Consider the following 21,599-nt stretch of genomic DNA (forward strand, 5'->3'; position numbering starts at 1 on the left):
AAGGGCCCAGCCGGCCCTCCGCGGACTTCTTCCACACCCTGGCTTCCAGGTGTGCCTCGCCCAAGGCCTGGGTCAGCTCGGCGACCTCGGCCTCCAGCTGTTCCTCTCGGGAGGATGGTCCGGACCTGCCGGCCACCAGGGCGGTCTTGCCGGCTTCCAGGAACTCGGCCTTCCACCGTCCGATGGACTGCTCACTGACTTTCTCCTTGCGTGCCACTTCGGCGATGGACATCTCGCCGGCCAGCACGCTCAGCACTATCCGGGTCTTCTTCTCCGCCGGAATCGAGGGTGGTCTACCCATGACTGACTCTCCTTCAGGACCTACATAACGGCCCTGCCACTAAGTCTGACGCGCGACATTGTTGACATCTGGTGCTGTCCTCCTGCTGCTGAAAAGGGAGGTGCTGGAGAAACTGAGGAAACGAAAGAAAAGGTGGTTAGCTCCTCCAGCACCCACAGGAGTTTCTAACGAGCAGTGACTCGGAGAAGCAGTATGAGAGGGAACTGATCGTCGTCACTTTGTTGACATCGGCAACCAATCGTTAACAGGAGATCAGAGCTGCTCAAGTTCTTCTGACAAGGATCTCTTCCGGTTCAGCAGCTCTTCCGTTCTCTCTGTATACGTCTTGAAATCGATCTTGTCAGCATTCTTCCCGCAGGATCCCGCGCGTTTCTTGAGAGCACGAAGCTCTGCCTTGATGTCCTGGATCTCTTGTTCTATCTCTGCTGCTCTGTTCACCTGGTATCACTGCTGCTCCTGACGACTCTTGTCGACCTTGTACTTCTCACTCTCTGCTCTCGATGCTGCTTCCAGCTGCTTCTTGATCTCCCTCTGCTGGAGCCACTGCTTGAACTCTGGTTTCAGAGGGATCAGCCGAGGACCGCCACGGATAAGCTCATTGCGACCAGCACGCTTCATATCTGCCTTGAACTCGTCTACAAGTGCTTTCTCCTCCGGTGACAGTTCCCTGCGAACATGCTTGTGCTCATGGTTCCAGGTCGTCCTGTTGATCTTGTTCGGGATACCAAAGGCTTGCGTGTATTCACCGGAGGTCAACTCTGATCGTGGAGTGTTCCTGAGCCTCTCCAGCACCAGCTCACGTTTTGCTCGCAGTGTCTTCAGTTCTCGTGATCGCTCACGTGGGGTCATCTCCAATGGCTGTTTGATGTGGAACCAGGTCTGCACATTGTTCTCAAGGTCTTCTATCTGCAAGTCCAGTGAGAGCAGGGTTGCTTCGTCGCGGGTTCTGAAGTGCCGCATCTGACAATAAGGACGTTCATGACACACAGTGGCTTCAAACGGATACTCCACGCTGTAAACACATATGGTCACTGGAAGCTTCTCGCCAGCAAGGTATTTCTTGAAGGCATCCATGCGTGGAGCTGTGGCGTTGGCTTGTCTGCCTCCCCATGAACCATCACTTAGGAACTCTTCGCGTAGACGATTGCCTCCAATGACAGCTGCTCGCTCGGAGAAGAAGTGTGGACGCTTGCAGGCACGGTAACCACCTTGTTTATGCTCTCGAGTCTGGTGGCACTGTTCAGAAACGATCTCACCGTTGTCACCGATGACAGCGTGGTAGTCATATCGGTCTTCAGAACCTCCCTCAAAACCAGCTAACAGTTGCAGACCGGAGTAAACAGGACGGTGGGTCTTATATGACTTCCTGTTAAAACTCATGTCACCGATGGTTCCCGTGGTGGGAGTGTGATCTAGTGGCCGTGCGGGGGAGCGCAGATAGATCCCAGTGTCTACTTCACTGAGGAACGTGTGGTTCTCGCGGAGGAGCTTGTTCACACTGTAGAAGGTCCGGGTTGTCGAGTCGTCGGTGGCGACGAGGTTGTCAGGGTGAGGGAATAGCTCGTCTTCCTGTTTGTCTACATATGTGGACATTACAAACCAACCTCCAGTGATATGCCGGAAGCGCTGGAAGCAGCGGCTCCTCTACCGATTTCCTCCTCTCCCTGCGTTGCGCGAGTAACGTTCGATGCTTCCTTGTCTGCTTGTTGTTCTGCCTTGTTTGCAGCATCCTGCTTACTCTGGTTACCAGGATCGGCATCAGCTGCTTTGCGAGCTTCTGCGGCCTTCTTGTTGGCTTTGGCAGCACGTTCTTGAGCTGCTTTGACTCGTGCTTCGTCCTGTTGTTCCTGTTGCTTCCTGGACTGGTGAGCGTTTTCGAGTAGTTCCATTTGCCACTCGGTCGGCAGGTTCTCGAAAGCACCGTCTGAACTCTTGGCTGCTTCCTGGTAGTCCTCGGGGGTGTAAAAGCGCTTGGTGCGATCTTTTTCGTACAGGGATACTGAGCCGTTCTTCAGGTCTTCGAGTAGAACGTCGTCTTGCTTGTCCTTGTCAACAGCGAGAACGTCCTCTTGTGCCCAGTAAGTATCATCGAGTGCTCTGAAAGCGTTGCGGATCGAGATCGCTTGACCATTGTGTTCGAGGAAGACTGAGTCGTCTGTCCACCCTCTGTCTGGACGTTCTTCCTGGAACTTATTCCAGAACTCAGCGAACACTGCTTGGAACCGAGTCCTATACAGTGACTTCTCGTCGTCGGGGACTTTTTCTACTTCCACGTAACCAAGCTTCTCTTTGAGGTAAACACGGATCGTATACTCGATCTCACCAGCATCACGGTCAGAAACGATCTGGTAACCGTTATCGTCCGCATAGATGTCTATGTCGTCACGATCAAAGTCACCTTCAGCAATCAGGGACTCTAGTCCACCACCCATATTAGCGTCATGGTTGACACGTGCTGCCGCGATAACTTTTTCTTCGGTGTAGTACAGCGTGGGGAAGTCTGGATCGTCGGTAAAACTCTCTTTGTCTCCAAGAGCTGCCGCGATTATTCCGGTGTAGTACATGAAGCCCTTGCGGTCTTTAAAGTTGGCTATATACATAGGCTCGCCATCCCGGAACTCCAATAACTCCAACTGCGAACGCAGCGCAGCATTGGCTTCCTTCTTCTGCTCTGCCAACTGCTGTTCTCTTGCTGCCTTATTGTTGCTATCTGTGCTGACAGCTTGAGTGCCAAAAGTATTCTGTGCTTCCTCAGCGAACCTGCGTTCCGCTTCAGCAGTAGCATCCGCCTTGTTGTCAAAGTGATCGTTCTCGCCGCCCAACGGACACTTCCCCTCGCTTGCCCTACACGGGGCCGGTTCTCCTGACTGCGCTATGTGGTATTTACTCATCTTTTCTGTACTCCTGTTGTAACCTCAAAAATTATTCCTGCTCTCACGAGCGTTCTCCAGCAGTTCCATCTGCCACTCAGTAGGCAAGCTCTCAAAGTCGCTCTCTGAACTCTTAGCCGCTTCCTTGTAGTCCTCTGGCTGATAGATCACAGCGTTCTCGTCAATGCCGCGCTTAGATGCAAGACCACTCTTCAAATCACCGAGCAGGATCTTGTCCTGGCCTTCACTGTCCTCAGCATAAAAAGTCGGAACCAGATAGCCATCCTCGTCCTGAACCCTGTCGGTGTAGTAGTGCTCATCGAGTGCGCGAGCAACGTTGCCAGCTTTGTATTCCTCGTCACCGACCTTGAAAGGAGAGTCTGCTTCCAGTCTGCGTTCCACTACCATCTCGTAGCGAACATCGTTAGCGAGCGTTTGAAAGCGACTGCGATACAGTGCAAGTTCTTCTTCTGAGTCTGTACTGCCAAGCATCCTGTTCCATTGCTGGCGTATCTGCTTGATCTCTGACCAGTCTTCCTCAGAAACCTCTACAACATTGCCAAACAGCTCTTGACCGTCCATCTCGGCTTGCCATATGTCCATCTCAGTTACATAGTGGTTCGGATAGTCACTGAACTCAGTCAGCTCGACTTCTCCGTCAAGTTCCATCTCTAGGTCGATCAAGACGGCGCTGAAATCGTTTGTATCCTTGATGTTGTACGAACCATTATCGCGAGCATCCTGGTCAAACAGTGCATTGTTGGCAACGAGCTTCTCGCCTGCAAGCATCTTTTCCTTCAAAGGATCCCCAATCAGTCCTGAACCAGGCTCACCCTTGCGATCAGTCACTCTGCGATAGTACTCAGTGTTCTCCGTGCTGGCCGGAGTATCTGCAGTGCCCTCGGGATCCAGCTGCTCACGCTCGTCCTCGAGTGCTCGGAGCTGCTCGTAATCCTCTTGAGCGATCTGACCGTCTGTCTGCAGTGAGGAAGCCAATGATTGTCGAGCTGCTGACTCTGCGTGCAATCTCTTCAACCGATCTCGCTCAGCTTCCATATCCGCTATGTCGTAGCCGAGCTGGTGCATCTCGTCTTCTAGGCTCTCATCGCCAGCGTCTACGGCTTCCTTGAGCTCGTTGTAGTCATCGAGAGCAATGCCGATGGAGTGGTTGTAGTACTGAACTTGATGTTCCAGCGGACGATCAGCGATCAGCGGGTCCGTAGGCTTCTCCTTGTCGGCAGCAGTTGCCTGTGTACCGAACTTGTTGTCAGCGTCCTCAGCAAACCTTCGCTCTGCTTCAACAACAGCATCCTGTTTGTTCTCAAAGTGATCCTGCTCAGACCCAAGCGGACAGTTACCAGCTGCTGCCTTACACGGTGCTGGTTCGCCACTCTTGCTAATGTGGTATTTGGTCATGCGCTATCAACCCCATACATCCACGTTTCTTTCTTGGCTCTGGCGACGGCGTTCTTGCTCTCGCTCCTCTTCCTTGAGCCACTCCTTGAACATCGCTAACTGCAACTTGTTCTTGTCGCTGCCAGCAACCTTGTATCCCTTGCCACCACCGCGCTCTGGTTTCACCACAGCACTGCCGTTCTCGTTCAACTGTGTAAGCAGGGAATTGATAGTGTGCTGTCTTTCTTGAAGCTTTGCTTCGTCCTTAGCTCTGAGTTCAGCGTGCTCGTTCCCGTGACGTGGTTCCACAACAGGCTCCTTGTTGAACTTCTCAGCTCCCTCAACCTGTAAGCCGCCCTGATCTCGTTCGAACCAATCGTTGTAGAGCTTCCCAGTGATCGTCCTGTTGTTCTGTAGAACATTGCTGCGGAAATCATTGAACTGTTGTGGTTCCCACTTTGGAGCTTCTCGAGTCGTCCTGCGGCGATCCTCTTTCTTGATCTTCTCGAAGCGGCTCTCGAACTGTTCCTTGTTCTCGAAACCAGCAGCCTCATAGGAACTGCGTGTCAGCTCAGCAATCATTTCTTTCTTGCGGTCGTTGTACTCAGATTTTTTCTTGTAGTACTCAATGTCCTCATCGCTGTAACCGAGCTTCTTCAAGGCAGGGACTTCCTCGTCCTCACGCATACGGTGACCAGCTCGCCTAGTCTTGCGGTGCAGAGCATCCAGTTTCTTATATTCTGCTGACAAGTCTTCTTCGCTCATGTTTACAAGCTCGTTCGCCTCATTGATGTCAGAGGACATGTATTGAAGAGTCTCCGGCTGAATAGCAGTGGTTCGCTCACCAACAGGCGACCAATCAGTGTCAACATCTGGTTCCAACGCTTCTGCAGCACGGAGTGCACGAGTTCGCACCTTGTCTGGGACAGGCATGTCCTCAGCGACCTTTGAGTACTTGTTCTCAAGGATCTCGTTCTGCCAATCCTCTGGCATGCTCTTGAAGGTCTCGCGATCCTCCGCGTCCTTCTTTGAAAGCTTCCTCTTAGGCGCTGGTTTCTTCTCGGCAGTCACGGTGCTCCTGTCTGCACTGTTCTCGTCATCGTTGCCAGTGAGTCCTCGCTGTTTAGCAATGTATTTAGCAACTTGCAGAGAATCCATCTCAGTCTTGACCGCGTCAATCGTCTCACCAGCACGAGTCTTATGGTCCGGGCGTCCCTTGGAATCAGGGCAACCATCACGCACCCACTGATCGCGCTCTACCGCTTCCTTCATGTTCTCAGGAGCAGATCGAATGTGCTCAAGAACAAAGTCGTCTGATGCTTCCTTCTCCCATTGACCAACCACCTGGTCAACAGAAGCGCCACGCTGTTTGAAGGATCCCCTGAACTCTTTTGGTTTAGTATCAGGAACACGAGCAATGATCTCTTCAGGAGTCATATCCTTGAGTTGCTTCCTCTTAGGTGCTTCTTCCACATCCGTCTCCTTCTCCGGCTGGTCTTGTTCAGCACTGTCTGCCACATCCTCGTCTGCAGTGTCAGCAGCTCCACTCTTCAACGTACCGAACGCAGAACCCTCACGCTTCACAGCTTCAGCAGTCTCATATTCCTCAATTCGTGCCTTGAACTGCTCAGGAGTCTCGTTCTCGTGCCTGTGCAGCACTTGAAACTCGTGCCCATTCTCATCCACCACGGTGCTGTTCTGACCATATGCACAGTCACCAGTGCACTTCTCAATGTTCTTGGTCACGGGGGAGTAGTGTGTGGTTCCTACACCTCGTTTCTTCGCTACTTGTTCTCTATCCTTAGTTAACATTCCTTCTTGTACTCCTGTTTGTTGTCCTGTTAGCAGCAAACCTCTTCACTGCAAATATTGTCGAATCCTTTCTAACCAGTTTTCGTGCTGATCGGATCATTCTGCATCCTCTGCTTCCAGTCCAAGCATCTTTGCGATCTCATGGTCAACAGCTTTGAACAGTTTCGTGACCTCGGCATCACTGAGAGCACGATGGGCTGGCGCAGCGTCCAGCTGCGCTTCTCCTGCGTTAAAGATCTCTTCCTGGGTCATCGCGCCCACCTCCTAATACTCTCGCCGCAGAATCAATCCTGTGGCTTCCAATCACTTATGTTTCTAACGAGCAGTGACTCAAGAACCTACCTTCACCGAGAACAATCTGACGACACTCACATCGCTAACAAGAGCTAACACTGGTGACTTGTGAGAACTAATGTCCACATTTGTAGACACGTGCCTCCCAGCACCGAATACAACTGCTTCCCAACACAGCTAACAGCATGGACGAATATTCACTGCCGACAATCTCTCATGCAATCATTCTTGACTGGATCACTTGCAATCATCGAGATAATGTCAACCTGTTAGCAGATGAACAACAGGAGGCAACAATGCAGATCACAGCAAAAGAACTCATTGAAGAACTTGAGAGCATGGATCCAGGCGCAGAAATCAAAATCGCGTACCAACCGATCTGGCCTATGGAGGAACCCGCAACCGGCCTGTATGCCGACCATGACAACCAGGTTTTGTACTTGGCAGGCAGTGGTACCAATGAATACCTGAACCCAGAAGCCGCAGAAGAGTTCTGGAGGATGTGAGATGCACTTGTATGCAGAGAGAACCATGCAACAGGGGAGAGGGACTCACCGTTGTGTGACGACACAGCATGCTCCCGTTAACAGTGCTGGCAGTGCTTCCCCAGAGCCGAAGAACAGTGCTAACGCACAAAACCTGCATTCCAGTAGGGATGCTCGAAAGCAGCGAGAAGGAGTCAAGGTGGAGCGCGTTCAGCTTAAGGACTCACTCGAAGGCCAGCCAACAACCTTGGTTACAGAGCTAGCAGAGTTTGCGCTAGTCGTCGGAGCAACCAATGTTCTCCTCGGCAACTTCCGCTCAAAGTGGTCAGTGACATTGCGATCAGAGCACTACCGATGCATGCTTGAAGTCCAGGACTGCCACAATGAAGTTCTGGTGCGATTGCGCGGCCATGATTCACAGACGGTCAGAGTTGGCTGTGTGAGCACGAGCGATCTTCTGCAAGCAAGGTTCTGGATTGAACAGTTTTGCGATGGTGATATGGAGATCGCAGAGTGCTGAGGAGTGCTGCCTTGCTCTGGTGACTCAATGTCTACAAATGTGGACACTTCAGTTACTGCCTGATGCAACCATCCGTAGTTGCCACTCCACTGGCAGCTTGAAAAACTCAGGATCCTTGTTGAGTCGATTGAACGTACTGACAGGATAAGCCAACGAAGAGTTCTCGTCTCCCGGCCCAGCAGCGCTAAAGCCAGAATTCAACAAGTACGCCTGATAGTGGTTGTATCCGTTAGGGGAGCCGTAGTCTCGCGTGAAAGGTTCAGGGAGAAAGGCATCTAAATAGTTCGTCACGAATCGAAGAACACCGCGCACAAAGTCCCCAGCATGGACAACTCGAGCTTCTTCTCCGCTCTCGACCTGCACCTGTATTAAGTAATTGTCCAAATCCCACCCCTCATTGCGGAACATGACGTCTTCCACCTTCTCCCAACAAGAAGCCATGAGTATGCGGCTCAGGATATGGATACGAAAACCGAGCTCAGGATTCAGTTCGCCATACCAGCTCTCGATAGTCTCGCGGTCAGTTGTCCCAAACACAACCCGTCTGGCATAAGTCTCGACATCCTTGACATCGTCATAGCCGCCATGCAACTCCATCCACTGAAACGAGTCCATGAAGTAGCTAAGGAGTTGATCCTTATCTTCGAAGAACGGAAACTGTCCGTAAACCTTCTCCAGCGTCCTGTTCAGACGAGCAGTTGGTGCAAACCGTGGCAGGCGTGGCTTGGTTGTTCTACTCATGGCGATCACCATCGAGCTTGTGTCCATTGTGCTCCCACCAAGCATCTAAGCTTCTCTGACGTTTGAGGATCTTGGCATAAACCTTGTTGTATCCGTTACTCGGTGATTCGTAGGGGAGTCCTTGTGCTTGGCGTTCTTCTTGCCGCTTGACCCAGTCCGGGTTGTACGGACCTTCCATGCGTCGGAGCTGCTTCTTCTTACCTTCAACACGCCTCTTGTGGCGAGCTAACTGCTTCTCCAACTCTTCTTTCGTGTGCTCAACGTGCATACTCCGTTCAACTCCTGTGATTGTTGTCGTACAGGAGTTTCTAACGAACAGCACGAAGAAAATCGGGGGAGTGGCAAGAGCTACTGAACTCAGAACGTCCACATATGTAGACACTTCAGTCGAAGTCAAAATCCAACTGACTCAGCATCCGTTCCTGTGGCTCCATCGCAGCCCCGCGATCCTTCCACATCTCTGCAAACAAGTGGAGATAGGCATCGAGATCCTGGTACCGAGGCTGCAACCCAAGCTCCTCCCGCAGAGCGTTCGTGATCGCATAACCCGGTTTCATCTTGAGCTCGTAGACAACGTCATCCCATGACTCACAGACGTCAGCAAGGTAAGTAAGTGTCTTCTGTTCCATCGACAGGGACACATCAGGAGAAACAGCATTCAGCAGCACGGAGGCTTGCCACTCGAACGGCAGCGCATTGAAGGTCTCGGCTTCTGCTTCATCCGCAGCCACAGTGCCTCCCGGATAAACAACATGCCTACTGTTGAGGAGGTCAACGATGACTCGCTCCTCTGTGAGAGCCGCAAACTCATAGCCCAAAGATCTCACACGCTTGATCGCTTGGTGGAGTAGGTCTGTGGTGGCTGACGTGTCGATCTCGATCAAACGCACGAACTCAGATACTGCATCCCAGAACGAAACCGTCTCATCGATAGGTATAAGCGCCTGCTCCACATCCTCCAGAATCATTGCGCCTATACCTCACTGGAGGAGAGCTTCGAGGCGCTCTATCCTTCCTTTGAGCTCCCGAAGATCAGAAGCCTTCTCCCTCTTGTTCTTCATGAGATCCTGAGCCTTTTTCTTCAACTTCTTTGAGCGAGGATCGTCCACACCGAACTCGGCTACAGCCTCTTTGTACTCCTGAGTCAGGTTGGCGAGCTTCTCTTCAACCTCACGTGCCCTCTTCACGTCGTTCTTCATGAGCCTGTTGTAGCGATAAGTCAGAGCATCGATCTCATCCTGAATGTACTCTTGCTCTGTCAAGGGCTGAAGCCCTCTGTTAGCTTCCGCAGTCTTTTGATCCTGTTCTTCCCAAATATCAGCTAATGTCATACCACTCATAGTTCCTATACCCCTGCTAGTTCTGGTTCACCGTATTTATTTATCTAACAAGCTCATCCAGTGAAGGTCAGTGCAGCACTATCCAGTCCTTCTTCTGCGGCGTTAGGCTCCTGTCACGCACAAACGATGATCTCTTGACCTTGGTGATGTCGCTATCAAACGGATCATCGTCATCCATGTCTACATCTGTGTCGCCACTATCCGTGGCAGCTGCGGCATCCAGCGCGACTTCGTCTGCGCAAGCCTGCAGTGCGGTAGCGCTGCTGTCTACATATCTGGACATTTGAACTTCATCTCGGCTGCCATCAGCACCAACAGGTGCCTCAACGGTTGCCTCGTCGCCACCGTTCTCTTCCGCGAGGATCTCTTCAAAACCAATCTCAAGCGGCGACAGGAGCTTACGGAACGCCCTGTCAGCTTGAGCCTGTTCCCATGCCGCTGCCTCAAGGCCAAGCTCCTCAACGTCTTGAGCTGAACTGTCCTCAACGGATGCCGATTCCTCTACCTGTTTCTTGCCCGTGACTGGTTCCGTGCTCGCATCAACGTCTGCAATCTCAGCAGCTTGCCCGTCAGCGTCAACTACATCGGCATCTATATGGGCTGCTTCGACGGCATCCTCTGTTGCGGTATCAGCGGTTACTTCTTGCTCTGAGTTCTCCGCTTCATTCTTATTGCTGCCATAGAACTTGCTCTTGTCTGGCCATGCCACAAGTGACTGCCTACGCTTGTGTCTAAGCTCGTGGCCGTGGAAAGCAACATCCTCAACAACAGGCGCTACAACATAGTGTTTCTCGTCAGCTATATGGACTGTGAGCACGTTACGTCCCTCGGACTGGTGTGAATAAACGTCACTTGGGTGAACAGCGTTTCCCTCAACAAACTCAACAAGCTCGTCTGTGAGTCCAAGAGTTGAACCGTGAGCAAGAAGAACACGCTGCCATTTCTGCTTGGCCTTACCGTATGTGCCCAAGTAGTCCAAGACTTCGCCAGTCCTTGGGTTGATCGCGAAAAAGCTTCCTGTTCTCGGGTTGTACTCCATTGCTCGATTAGGGTCAGTGTCAATCCCCAAAAGACGAGCTTTACTGGCGATCACGCTTGAAAGCTCATGGTCTATGTAAGCTTGACCCACTCGGTATCCTGGAAGACGACCAGGGGCACCATTCTTCGCAATATATATAAGACCAGCTTTACGTAGCATCTTCAGAGTGGACATTACGTCGTCCACAGTTACGCCAAATAGGTATGCCAGAAACTCAGGACGCAGTAAAGTGTTAACACGTCCCATGCCAGCATGGTGAATGAAGACCACAACCATAATCTTGAACGCCAGATCGAACTTCTTGCCACCACGTTGCCCCACCATCGAAGCGATAGCCTCAGCGACCTTGTCTACATCCGGAAGCTGATAGAAACGTGACTTGTTGTAATCGCGAGCCTTCCTGCGAGCATGATACTTAGCAGACTCTTCACGCATGAGCTGCTCTCGATCTTCTTGGCTCAAACCCTCAAGTTTGTCTTTTAGAGCGTTAGAGGGCTTCTCGGCGCGGATCTTCTGGCGAATGTTCTTGATGTCCTCGTCCAACTGGTCATCTGGCAACTCTCTACCGCTCCCACCAGCATCTATACCAAGCTTACGCATCTCTGTTCTGTAAGTCTCAGTATCCAACTGTCCGCTTGTTGCTGCCATGTAGATGTATCTCAAACGGTATGCAGAAGAACTCTTGTTCTCATCCTTCCTTGCAGCGTCCACCGCTCTAGCCCCTGCACTCACCAAGCGTGCCTTATTTCCTGAGCGAGCGTGTGTGCCACAAGCAAAGCAGCCGCTCTCACACTTGATACCAGCATTAGGGTTCTTCTCTCTCAAGCGCTCTACATCCGCGATCACAGCATCAACTGTCATCGCCTGGCCGTTCTGCTTGTCCGCACCAGCTTCTATCAGCAACAGTGCCGCAGAGTGATTGGAATAGCAGCGGGGGATACGAGCTACAAGCTTTGCCCTGATTCTGTGATGGGGGAGTCCTTCCTCCGCTTGCTCAGCGACAACTTCCTTGAACTCCTTAACCAAAGCAACCTTTGGTCTCTTAACTGAAACACCACACTTGCACTCAGTCTTGGTCTCTCTACTACCTTTCTCTTTAACTGTGAGAGCGTGTATCTGCTTCTCTTCTTCCTCTACCTTGTCCCACGCATCCTTGCCGTGAGATCCTGGTAACTGGGAAGCAAGCTCGTTACCATCAACGTGTCCTTCTGCTTCCCATGCATCTAAAACTTGTGTACTCTTCATTCTCTACCTCTACTATATCTTTGTTTATGTCCTCGATCTACTCTCGACACCGTTAAACTCGTCGTAGTTCTTTTCTAACAAGCATTTTGTCAAATGAGAGCACTTTTGAAGGAAAAGTTCGAAAAATTGTTAAGGCACAGAAAAAGCCCCGCCAGATATAGTAGAGACTTGAAGGGACGAGCTTAAGTCGAGATGTATAAACGAGCGGCGGGGCTCTTTGCTTATGCTCATGTTTCTAACAAGAGCTGTGACCAAATATCAAAGAAACTGAGAAAAACTTCAAACTATTTTTGTTGGGATCATACAACAGCGCCTCAATGTCCACATATGTAGACACTTCGATCATCTGAAGCCACCTCTTGACTGATACAGGTCAAAGCGGAGTGATCGAATATTAGCGGTTCAAATGCTCGTCCTGATACCAAGTGCCAGCTTTGCTCTGTCAGGCGCTAATCTGCTTGATGCTGATACTCATACAGGCAGTCCTGCTGCATGCGGATGCTGCTCTCACTGCTTGAATCCAGAACCAACTTCATGGTGGGATCCTGGGGCAGGGAAAGAAAAGCCTCGTACGTGCACGCGCGGAAGACAATCGATGACTTAACATTAATACTGTAACCATGTTGTACCTTGTCAACATGTCACCTCATAGGTTACAAGTCCTTGTTATCTATAACTGTTGAAGTTCGTAGATCTGGTGGTATGTGGCTTTTTGACGGAACTCGCCCAAAAACCCACCTCAAAAAGGGCGCGGCTTCCGCCGAGGACTCTGAATCTCGTTCTGAGATCGGAGTAGGAACGTCTGCTGACAACTCTTCTTCTTTCTTCCTCTAACCAAGCAATGAATAGATAGAGCCAACAGAGCTACCAATGAGAAGCCCTATCGTGGTGTGCAGTATTATTGAGGCTCATCTCGAAGCCGAGAAGACATATGACTGGTGGGATGTTTGTTGATCGTTCTCTTCTCATCTACTTGTATTGTTTTAGGTCTGAAGGAACTCTCAGGATCCAGTAGGGGAGTGGTGACGGATGACAAGAAGATGGAACTGCAGGAGTTGAAGATTGAGTCCTCCGACAGCAGCGATATATGAGAGAGCAGATCAACAGCCGATTGAAGTTGACCACAGCCAGCCACCGATGAGGAAGAAGAACTAGACAGTGTTGTGGACCGAGCAGTAGTGTGGAGGGTGCCGTTAGGCGAGATGGTTGAGTGGACGAAGTCTTGAGCATTGAACTGGATGGAAATGGATGCTCAGGATTAAGACTGTGTATACGAAGGTCTGAGTTTTGAGTTCGATCTGCCCAATCTGCAAATTTTGTCCACATATGTAGACACTTTTAACGTCTACAAGTGGTCTATATCACTCGTGACAGCACTTTTCTCTGTGATATGGCCGAATTATGTCCTCTGCTGGACTGCTGACCTTGAGAACGATGCTTGTGTCCCAGTAAGTGCAGTGAGCTTGACGTACTGTGTATACGAAGGTCTGAGTTTTGACTATCTTCTCTGAAGACTTGGTCGTACGAAGGTTTGAGTTTTGCGGTATACGGGACAGTGTACTGACATGTTCTCAATCATCCACTCCAATAGGGACAGTGTACTGACATGTTTTCGGCTGTCGGCTTCGAGATCGACGTACTGTGTATACGAAGGTCTGAGTTTTCATCGTCTCTGTTGCTGCCATTGCTGTACGAAGGTCTGAGTTGTACGACGTCCGGAACTGACATGTTTTGTGAACAGAAGAACCGTCTGCTCATGTGAACAGACGATCCTCCGTATGCAGTTGTTGGCAGAGCAGCTAGCTCTTGTTACCAGATGCTTTCTCTGAGGTTGACGTATTAGCAGATGAGGGCTTCGCAGCTCCCGATGGCCTCCCAGTGCCAGTAGTGTTCTTTTTGCCTGCCTGAGAGTTTCCTGTCGCCTCTTGAGCAGCCCTACTGGACTGCAGGTTGTTTCCGTTAGGATTCTGAGGGCCTCCTGTGGCCTCCTCATCCTCACTGTCACCAACTGAGGATCCAGCTGCTGACTCTGCTCCTGTCATCCGATCCAGAAGCTCCTGCCGGAGAACCATCACTTTCTCCATGTTGTCCTGCATGCTGCTCACATCTGTACTGCTTGCCATCTCGCCACTCACGAACCTGTAAGCATCGACCAGGTCATAGTTCGAGAAGCCAGCAACCTTCTTCTTATACCTTCCGAGCTTCTCCGGAGTCATAGTCGTCATGTTCATCGTCCTTTCTGTCGTTACTTCACGTTCTTGATTTGCTTCGTTCCGAGTTCTAGGTCATATGAGTCCATAAAGTCACCCTGTTCATAGACCTCAAGTTTCAACAGTCCCGTCAGCGTGTGTCCTTCACTCAGCATCTTGTTTGCGAGCGTCTTGAATGCTGACTGCAATTCAGTAGGGGAGTGGTGACAAATGCTCTCGAAGCTCACAACAGCAGAAACCACACGCTTGAGCTGCACACGATTGCTCTCATCGAACCAGTTGCTTGTCGTGGGAGCCGCACTCACTGGATCCAGTTCTTTGACCTCAATGCCATCCAGTTGACCGTCCAGTTGTTCTGTTAGCAGTGACTGCAGCTTTGACTGTTCGTGGCCGAGATACCTGAGTCCTGCTTTCAGACTGTCACCGTTCTTGACGAATGCTCCCGCTTGGATGATCTTGTCGAGGGTCTTGTCGACTGGGCCTGCTGTTAGCTCTCCAGTGACGTGTGTTGTTCTCACCTGTTCTGCAACTGCTGTCATCGCTTGTCACCTCGTGCTGCGGCAGCATCCCTACTGGAATGCAGGTTGTTCAACGTTCGTTGTTGATTCCATTCGAGGATCGCGACTTCCCTGTATGCATCACTCATGGAGTTCCAACTGGGCTTCCTCCAGGGTGGGGTCTGCTTCTCCTGCTCGCTCATGCCGTTGTCAGTTCCTCGAGAGTCGTCCAGGTCTTTTCACCGGCTTCTTGTTGCTCGATCTTTGACCAGGGGAACTTTGGGTAGGCAGCTGTCTGCTCTGTTAACCAGTGCCGTGAATCCTCCAGAGCTTCATACTGAGGCGAGATCAGTTGGTACCAGTCGTTACCTATGCTTGCTCGGTATTTCATGCGAAGCTCCATCCGTCTGCGTACAGTGCGTCAACGAGGCGGAATCGCTTCATATCGGGGCGCTTCTCTTGGACATTGACCCAGATGCTTCCAAGGCGACCAAAGTTCTTCTCTGCCCACTGTTTTGCTTCTTCAATAGTGTTGAAGGTTTCCGAGTTCTCAAGGAGTGTCTGGTGTCGCCCAAGCTGTGCGCGGAAAACGGTGCTGGTCTGTTCTGTCTGCTCTGCTGCCTTAGTCATCTCTGTTTCTCCCTGTTGGTTATGTTCTCTGTTCGCTTGAGACGTTAGCTCGATGACAAGAGATGATCCAGTCGATAATGTCACCAACAATGATTGTTGCTGAGTTAGCTTGCTGACATTGCTGGGGAGCAGTTGTTAGCAATGTGAGGACGATCAGTTCTGTGTCGTCTTGTGAGCGATGTTGGGAGGCAGTGTCCACATATGTAGACAAACCAGAGTGCGAAGTATCAGAGACGAAGAAAACCCACTGGGTTCCAAACCAGCGGGTCAACTCCTGAGTGACCAGATAACCTCATGCTCGCAAGGTCGCCGCAAAACAACTATGCTCACATTCTGGTCCTCTGAAAACTCGATTGAGGTTGAACTTTTCACACCAGCATCCGGCTGGCGCACTGTTGTTTCTAACAAATCGTTTCGTAGGTCGCTGTCCTTCAGGGCAGCGGTATAACGTGGGTGGATCAAGAGAAGCGCCGAAAATAGGGGAGAAGACCCCACACGAGGTCACGCGACCCAACGAGATCGAGAACAGAGAGTCCACATATGTAGACTCTGCTCTAGATGGTGACCAAGCAACGGAGGAAGCAATGACAGCAGGTAAGAACATCGCTGACCAGCAATCATGGGAACGTGATGTTAACGAGTTGGCAGAGAAGGTTACTGCCGAAGATTGGGAAGAAACCTATCAAGCTTGGGTCGAAACTGTCAGTGACCGTGTGTTCTCACTGAACCTCGCAGAGAACAGAGAAGATGATTCAGATGTAACCATCGAACTCATGGTCGAAACACTCCTGGTTGCAATAGGCACAGATTTTGACAACGTCATGGAATACGAACATCAGGTCAACCAGAGAAACTCCGACATCGCAGGTTGGGGACTGATGCTGGCCAAGTATCAGGACAAAGTCATTGAGAACTTGAAGAAGCAACTTGCAGAACAGTGACGACAACCAGATCAAGGAACAACATGCTCACGCAACCAGTCGCCAAGTGCTGACTCTTCAATCCAGGTTGCCAGGTGATCTATCAGAGACCATGTGAAGCTCGCTGCCCACTGAAACAGCTCAATCGGATCCCAACCAAAAGCTCGCAGAAGCACGATGAGGATGGCCATGACGACAATGAACCCGATCAGGTTGCCGATTGCTCTCATACTGCTGTCCTCCTGCTGACATGGTTACCAGTTCCGAGCTTGTTCTCAAGAACCTGTTGTCACCGTCACAGGAGTATCTAACGAGATTTCGCAGGAGTCGATCAGATGGCACTGTGCGCAGAAGAAAACCTCAGCTCCGAAGAACTGAGGTCTCTATGGAAGCAGTCGTTAACTGCTGGCGTCTGGATCAGCCGCTGTGGTTGTCGAACTCAACGTGGTTCCTGTTCTCAAAGTGAGAACCACTGTCTTCAATGTCCTGAGCAACATCGTCAGCACGATCTGCCATCACGTTTCCAAATGCCAAATAGATGGCTAACGCTACTACAACCATTACGCCAATGATGATCAATGATGTGACTAACGGGTCACCACTGTCACTCGCGTTAGCCTCCTTCCAATTCTTTGCTAATGTTTCTAATTTCATCGTCTTATACCTCGTGTACGTACTATTACTTGCATGCATGTGCAAACAGATGCTTAACTAAGACCTGCTCGCATCTACTTTTCTAACGAGCAGTCGATAACAAAGTGCTGACAAGCAGTTGTTTGCGGAGTCAACAGCAGTCAGCGGGGGAGCAGAGCGCACGAGGACAAAAGAAAACCCGGCTGAGAACGTCTCAACCGGGCAATCTCTAACAAACACAAACGAGGCCGAATAACGATCCTCACTCTTAATATCTAACAAGCAGTCACATCAAAAACAGTCACTTCTGAGAAAAAGTTTCGAACTCTTTGATCCGAGCATCGAACTGAGCCACCAAGTCCTCCAACAGTGGCAGCAAGCTCGCAAACTGATCCCGCATATGCTCAAGGTCAATCTCACTGCCAACACCAATAGGCTCATCCGCAGCAGGCACATACCGAGGATCCTGAACACCAGCAGGCAATGTTGACCGGACCAGCTTCAACTTCTCCGCCTCGCTCAACGACTTCGACAGCCCAGTATCCCACCAAATCACTGGCCCACCACCAGCGTCAGGGGAGTAGACCTCCAGCTCCGTCAACACGGTTTTCATAGCATCACTAACGTGCCGAGTCCCACCGAGATCATCGTCGCCAGTGTCCTGAGTGTTGTCGACCAGCTCGTGATTCGAGTAGTAGCCAGTTGTAATACCTTCAATCATCTCCAGCAGGTGCTGACGTCTCTCTTTAAGTTCTGGCAGGTCTTTGCTATCAATCATGTTTTTGTTCTCCTCCTGTTAGCTCTGTTAACAGTCATGCTGTCATCGATGCTCCAGTTTTGATCTCTCGTGCTCGCAACGCATACCAGTGTCCTTCTGCTTTCAAGCGATTAGCTTCCCGTGTGAACTGTGCCCGGATCGACTCATAGTTGGTTTCATAGGCAATCAGTTCGCAAACGTAAGCACGGAACTTGTTGTCATTTGACCACTGGACGAAGTCTTGCCAAGCATCCTCGTCATAGATCGAAGCAGTATCACCAGCTTGCAGAGCGCGTGACCAGATGGCGTCGACGTGTTCGCGCTGCTGTTTCGTGAGCTTTTGAGCTGCTCCTGCTTTCTTCCGTGCCACTGCTCCTCTCTGCTATTTGTCCTGTCGATCCTGTTAACGGAGTTACTCAGTCAGCATGTAACCATCGATGCGATGAGAACTCCATGTAAGAGCATCCCCACTGGAATGCAGGTTGCTCACGTATGTGTTTCTAACCAGGTGGCCGCCAGAACAAGCACACGTGCCATCCTCCCGCGCTAAACCAGCACCCGAGCAGCAATCCCTCCGTCACAGAGAACAACGCCAGCAGAAGCAAACCAAGAGAACAATGAACTGAGTGTCGTCAGATCGTTCTCATAGCTCACTCATGCTCTCATTGTTGCGAATCATTTGTGCTCAGTTGTTGGGAACCAGTTGTATTCAAGTGCTGTGAACCATCTGTCTACATATGTAGACGTTTCAAATCGCGGATCAAAGGGTAATGCAGTCATATATATACCAGTGACTTCAACTGGCTGCTTTTTCGAGTTATCGTCATGGTGACAGCAGATGAGAATGATTCTTAACAGGCAGCAGGGGGAGATGAGCACAGTGAGTATTCCAGCTAAGAACAGCGCATGGCGGAACCAAGAGCTCGCAATGACTCCCTGGCGCGAAGAACGCCTCACCAAGAACACTGCCTCCCACAAGGCCAACAGCACTCACGCAAACACATTCGTTGATGTAAGCGACGATCCCACCAAGCTTGTTGAGATCCCCCACTGGAAGAACGCACTGCTTCCTGGACGCTTGTTCAAGGTGATCGGAACCCGAGTCCGGATCGTTGACAGCAATGAGCCAACAAGCAAACCACTCGTTCGCGATCCCAAGACCGGGAAGACCTCAGTAGCAGCACCTCCTGGTGTTGACTATCAAGCTGAGCTCGAGCAGCTCCCACTCGCTGAACGCCTCCAAGTACAGAACGCTCGAAACCCAAAGACCGGCTCGCGAGGACCGCACCCCAAGGATCCTATTCACCGTCACCAGACTGCCAACAAGAAGAACAAGGTCTCAGATGGTTACAGGACAATCTTCGTGAAAGAAGGAGTCCTCACAGACCTTGAATGGACTGGTAGCCACGCAACCGCTCGAGTCCAGATCGACCATCGCTGGTATGACCTGACAGTCGATGACCCAATGCTCTCGAATGTGGACGGGGGAGCGGACACAGCCAACAAGACCTACCGCAGGATTTACATGGTTGAAGATCTTCTGCAAGTTCCAGTTGCTCACGAACTCGGCATGAACAACTCTGGAAACGAAGCTGCCCACGATGAAGAGTCCACATATGTAGACACCGCAGAGCAGCACACCTGCGACTACAAGGTTGCCTGCCTCCACAAGAAAGCACAGGAGAAGAAAGAACGGGAACGCGAGCACAGGAAAGAGCTGAGGGAGCGCCACCCACGAACACTGGCCTTTGCTTCATGGAAGTGAGGAGGAACAGATGAGCAGCACTGCCAACACGGACGAGAACCTGAAGAGCGAACTATTGACGATCCCCAAGGAGAACTTTGATCGCCTGGTCCAGCACTGCAAACAAGAGTCGCAGCATGAGGAACGCGAGTAGCATCGATCCTATGTCAAAGGAACAGGTCCAGCTCCTTGAAGAAGCACTGGCAGCAGCACGCCAGCTGAACGATGCTCGCAAGCTGGAACTCATCCGAAGTGAGTACATGGATCGGAACAGACGATGAAGACGAGTCACCAGTCCAGCAGCATGAGAAAGAAGCAGTTGATAGAGGATTAGCTGAGATTGCGGCCAACCCAGACGGAGGTATGACCTTCGAAGAGCTTCAAGAACGCATTCGCCTCACTGCTCCTGGATCGCAAACCAACGACAACAAGAGTTAGTTGTCAGCTCCAGCATCCTGCGAGTAAGGATTCGGTTCTCTCTGAACAATCATCTTTGACAGCTCAACAACCAACTGCCGCAACTCACCAACCGAGAGCTTCGTAGCAAGACGCAGAACGTAACCAACGGTCACCTTGTCGGTGCTGCCATCACCAGAGCCTGACTGAACCATACTCAGATCGTACTGCCAAAGTTTTCCAGCAGGCGAACATCTGAAGACCTGTACTCCATCGACGTAACTGCTCGACTGGTCACATACCTGCAACTATCGTCCAGCAGCTCCAACAACTCCAGGTCAGCACTGGCCCACTGCTATCTCACAGGCGCGACGTTTCCGTCTCCCGCCAGCACAGTCAACAAGACCAGCACACGCTCACCTGCTCAGAACAAAGCCCGGAGAACCGATCCGCGATGAGTATCAACTGAGCGTCGTCACTTCCAGCACCGAGAGCACCGCCTCAACACTGCTTCTCAAAGTGTCCACATATGTAGACAAAGAGAAGACCCCTGCCCACACGGAACAGAGGTCTCTCAACTATGGAGTTTTGATCTGCCAACAACCGTTAACAGGTCAGCACATGAACTACTGCTCAGTACTTGGTACCAAACTCAGCGTTGTAAGCTTCGATAGCCTTCTTCGGAACAGCACCGCGATCACTCTTGATCAACGAGCTAATCTCCTCCGGCTGAGCCTTCGCCCACTCACGAATCTGCTTCGCCGGAACAGCCTGCCGACGAACATTCGCACCACGAGCACTCACCGGAGTAGCCTTCTCAACGAACGGAGCAAGAGCCTTGTCCAACTTGTCCCGGTTCTTCTCATTGAGGTCAATCGAGTAAGCCTGGTTGCCAACTGCGAACTGAATCGTCTCAACGTTCTCAGTCGAGCCATCCATGTCATCGATCAGCAAAGTCTGCTTCGCCATGTTCTTCTCCTTCGCTTTGCTTCGAGAGCAGTTTGCACCTGCTCCTTCTACATATTGATGTCTATGTCGCCTCAGTAGTCACTCTCACTCACCAGGCTCAAAACGAACCCAGTAGAAGAAGCTCAACTACTGCTCACTGAGAACAATAAACACAAGAACAACCAGAGTCAATATAAGCAGCGCTACCGCACTGCAGACCTGCAATCCATAGGGTTGCTCCAACTTAAAGCACTACTCGAACGATCAGACTCGTAACCAGAGAACAACTGCTGCCACATACACAAGAGTCAGAGTGCAGACCTAAACAGGTACTAGCAGAAAGACCACGAACTACATACGTGTAGTTAACTCACCTATACAACAGAACAGAGACTACAGCTCATCCAACAGAGAGCACTACTCACTCACGAGCCAGATCAAAAAAGAAAAAAGAAAAACCAGAACGCATGTGGGGGAGCGGAGAACCCGAACAACTATACAACCACTAATCTCAATACAATCTATACAAGTGTCGCGCGTCAGACTTAGTGGCAGGGCCGTTATGTAGGTCCTGAAGGAGAGTCAGTCATGGGTAGACCACCCTCGATTCCGGCGGAGAAGAAGACCCGGATAGTGCTGAGCGTGCTGGCCGGCGAGATGTCCATCGCCGAAGTGGCACGCAAGGAGAAAGTCAGTGAGCAGTCCATCGGACGGTGGAAGGCCGAGTTCCTGGAAGCCGGCAAGACCGCCCTGGTGGCCGGCAGGTCCGGACCATCCTCCCGAGAGGAACAGCTGGAGGCCGAGGTCGCCGAGCTGACCCAG

General features: G+C 51.2%; 26 protein-coding genes. 5 read left to right on the top strand and 21 right to left on the bottom strand.

All coding sequences use genetic code 11. The features are described 5' to 3' along the window. From H578_RS0111310 to H578_RS16305, 6 genes are all read right to left on the bottom strand, one after another. A partial coding sequence (locus tag H578_RS0111310) for a transposase (RefSeq protein ID WP_022873791.1) occupies positions 1 to 301 on the bottom strand: 301 nt, incomplete at its 3' end. Between the two features lie 444 nt (positions 302 to 745). Next, positions 746 to 1,894, bottom strand: a complete 1,149-nt coding sequence (locus H578_RS0111320; RefSeq protein ID WP_022873793.1) for a hypothetical protein — start codon at positions 1,892 to 1,894, stop codon at positions 746 to 748. After that, a complete protein-coding gene (locus H578_RS0111325; protein ID WP_028464200.1) occupies positions 1,894 to 3,123 on the bottom strand; it encodes a hypothetical protein in 1,230 nt (409 codons plus the stop codon). Before H578_RS0111325 ends, H578_RS0111320 begins: the two co-directional genes overlap by 1 nt. A 93-nt stretch (positions 3,124 to 3,216) precedes the next feature. After that, positions 3,217 to 4,587, bottom strand: coding sequence for a hypothetical protein (locus H578_RS0111330; RefSeq protein ID WP_022873795.1), 1,371 nt, complete (start codon positions 4,585 to 4,587; stop codon positions 3,217 to 3,219). 6 nt (positions 4,588 to 4,593) lie between these two features. After that, positions 4,594 to 6,312: a hypothetical protein gene (locus H578_RS0111335; RefSeq protein ID WP_022873796.1), complete on the bottom strand. Its 1,719-nt coding sequence runs from the start codon at positions 6,310 to 6,312 to the stop codon at positions 4,594 to 4,596. A gap of 162 nt (positions 6,313 to 6,474) precedes the next feature. Continuing rightward, entirely contained in the window at positions 6,475 to 6,630 is a 156-nt protein-coding gene (locus H578_RS16305; RefSeq protein WP_022873797.1) for a hypothetical protein, read from the bottom strand. Positions 6,631 to 6,857: 227 nt separating this feature from the next. Between H578_RS16305 and H578_RS0111345 the strand changes: the two genes are divergently transcribed. Beyond that, positions 6,858 to 7,178, top strand: coding sequence for a hypothetical protein (locus H578_RS0111345; protein ID WP_156837325.1), 321 nt, complete (start codon positions 6,858 to 6,860; stop codon positions 7,176 to 7,178). A 547-nt stretch (positions 7,179 to 7,725) separates the two neighbouring features. On the opposite strand, the gene H578_RS0111355 is transcribed toward H578_RS0111345, so the two are convergent. The 9 genes from H578_RS0111355 to H578_RS0111405 form a co-directional block, all read right to left on the bottom strand. Next, complete coding sequence (locus H578_RS0111355) at positions 7,726 to 8,418, bottom strand: hypothetical protein (protein WP_156837326.1); 693 nt, start codon at positions 8,416 to 8,418, stop codon at positions 7,726 to 7,728. After that, positions 8,411 to 8,686: a hypothetical protein gene (locus H578_RS0111360; protein ID WP_022873801.1), complete on the bottom strand. Its 276-nt coding sequence runs from the start codon at positions 8,684 to 8,686 to the stop codon at positions 8,411 to 8,413. Before H578_RS0111360 ends, H578_RS0111355 begins: the two co-directional genes overlap by 8 nt. Before the next feature lie 115 nt (positions 8,687 to 8,801). Further along, positions 8,802 to 9,386 carry a hypothetical protein gene (locus tag H578_RS0111365; RefSeq protein ID WP_022873802.1) on the bottom strand — a complete coding sequence of 195 codons (585 nt, stop codon included), beginning with the start codon at positions 9,384 to 9,386 and terminating at the stop codon, positions 8,802 to 8,804. Positions 9,387 to 9,398: 12 nt separating this feature from the next. Next, positions 9,399 to 9,749, bottom strand: a complete 351-nt coding sequence (locus tag H578_RS0111370; protein ID WP_022873803.1) for a hypothetical protein — start codon at positions 9,747 to 9,749, stop codon at positions 9,399 to 9,401. A 76-nt stretch (positions 9,750 to 9,825) separates the two neighbouring features. Beyond that, positions 9,826 to 12,042 carry a hypothetical protein gene (locus H578_RS0111375; protein WP_156837327.1) on the bottom strand — a complete coding sequence of 739 codons (2,217 nt, stop codon included), beginning with the start codon at positions 12,040 to 12,042 and terminating at the stop codon, positions 9,826 to 9,828. 1,799 nt (positions 12,043 to 13,841) lie between these two features. Further along, on the bottom strand, positions 13,842 to 14,267 hold the full coding sequence (locus H578_RS0111390; RefSeq protein ID WP_022873806.1) for a hypothetical protein: 426 nt from the start codon (positions 14,265 to 14,267) through the stop codon (positions 13,842 to 13,844). A 20-nt stretch (positions 14,268 to 14,287) separates the two neighbouring features. Further along, complete coding sequence (locus tag H578_RS0111395) at positions 14,288 to 14,791, bottom strand: hypothetical protein (RefSeq protein WP_022873807.1); 504 nt, start codon at positions 14,789 to 14,791, stop codon at positions 14,288 to 14,290. Positions 14,792 to 14,948: 157 nt separating this feature from the next. Next, positions 14,949 to 15,140, bottom strand: a complete 192-nt coding sequence (locus H578_RS0111400; RefSeq protein WP_022873808.1) for a hypothetical protein — start codon at positions 15,138 to 15,140, stop codon at positions 14,949 to 14,951. Beyond that, positions 15,137 to 15,379, bottom strand: coding sequence for a hypothetical protein (locus H578_RS0111405; protein ID WP_022873809.1), 243 nt, complete (start codon positions 15,377 to 15,379; stop codon positions 15,137 to 15,139). Before H578_RS0111405 ends, H578_RS0111400 begins: the two co-directional genes overlap by 4 nt. A 584-nt stretch (positions 15,380 to 15,963) precedes the next feature. Between H578_RS0111405 and H578_RS0111410 the strand changes: the two genes are divergently transcribed. Then, a complete protein-coding gene (locus H578_RS0111410; protein WP_022873810.1) occupies positions 15,964 to 16,320 on the top strand; it encodes a hypothetical protein in 357 nt (118 codons plus the stop codon). A gap of 11 nt (positions 16,321 to 16,331) precedes the next feature. On the opposite strand, the gene H578_RS0111415 is transcribed toward H578_RS0111410, so the two are convergent. The 4 genes from H578_RS0111415 to H578_RS0111430 all read right to left on the bottom strand — a co-directional run bounded on the left by H578_RS0111415 (position 16,332) and on the right by H578_RS0111430 (position 18,059). Then, positions 16,332 to 16,529: a hypothetical protein gene (locus tag H578_RS0111415; RefSeq protein ID WP_022873811.1), complete on the bottom strand. Its 198-nt coding sequence runs from the start codon at positions 16,527 to 16,529 to the stop codon at positions 16,332 to 16,334. 187 nt (positions 16,530 to 16,716) lie between these two features. Further along, positions 16,717 to 16,953 carry a hypothetical protein gene (locus H578_RS0111420; protein WP_022873812.1) on the bottom strand — a complete coding sequence of 79 codons (237 nt, stop codon included), beginning with the start codon at positions 16,951 to 16,953 and terminating at the stop codon, positions 16,717 to 16,719. Positions 16,954 to 17,233: 280 nt separating this feature from the next. Continuing rightward, complete coding sequence (locus tag H578_RS0111425) at positions 17,234 to 17,710, bottom strand: hypothetical protein (RefSeq protein ID WP_022873813.1); 477 nt, start codon at positions 17,708 to 17,710, stop codon at positions 17,234 to 17,236. A gap of 34 nt (positions 17,711 to 17,744) precedes the next feature. Further along, on the bottom strand, positions 17,745 to 18,059 hold the full coding sequence (locus tag H578_RS0111430) for a hypothetical protein (protein ID WP_022873814.1): 315 nt from the start codon (positions 18,057 to 18,059) through the stop codon (positions 17,745 to 17,747). Positions 18,060 to 18,527: 468 nt separating this feature from the next. On the opposite strand from H578_RS0111430, the gene H578_RS0111435 reads away from it, so the two are divergent. After that, entirely contained in the window at positions 18,528 to 19,454 is a 927-nt protein-coding gene (locus H578_RS0111435) for a hypothetical protein (RefSeq protein ID WP_156837328.1), read from the top strand. A 10-nt stretch (positions 19,455 to 19,464) separates the two neighbouring features. Further along, on the top strand, positions 19,465 to 19,587 hold the full coding sequence (locus tag H578_RS16715) for a hypothetical protein (protein WP_022873816.1): 123 nt from the start codon (positions 19,465 to 19,467) through the stop codon (positions 19,585 to 19,587). Between the two features lie 280 nt (positions 19,588 to 19,867). On the opposite strand, the gene H578_RS16310 is transcribed toward H578_RS16715, so the two are convergent. Beyond that, positions 19,868 to 20,044 (bottom strand): hypothetical protein, encoded by a 177-nt coding sequence (locus H578_RS16310; protein ID WP_156837329.1) that lies wholly within the window; start codon positions 20,042 to 20,044, stop codon positions 19,868 to 19,870. A 418-nt stretch (positions 20,045 to 20,462) separates the two neighbouring features. Continuing rightward, the gene (locus H578_RS0111450) at positions 20,463 to 20,798 is read right to left on the bottom strand and encodes a histone-like nucleoid-structuring protein Lsr2 (protein ID WP_022873818.1); all 336 of its coding nucleotides are present in this window, start codon (positions 20,796 to 20,798) and stop codon (positions 20,463 to 20,465) included. 567 nt (positions 20,799 to 21,365) lie between these two features. Between H578_RS0111450 and H578_RS0111455 the strand changes: the two genes are divergently transcribed. Then, the coding region (locus H578_RS0111455; RefSeq protein WP_022873819.1) for a transposase at positions 21,366 to 21,599 on the top strand (234 nt) is incomplete at its 3' end.

Source organism: Nesterenkonia alba DSM 19423 (genome assembly GCF_000421745.1).
GTDB classification, from domain to species: domain Bacteria; phylum Actinomycetota; class Actinomycetes; order Actinomycetales; family Micrococcaceae; genus Nesterenkonia; species Nesterenkonia alba.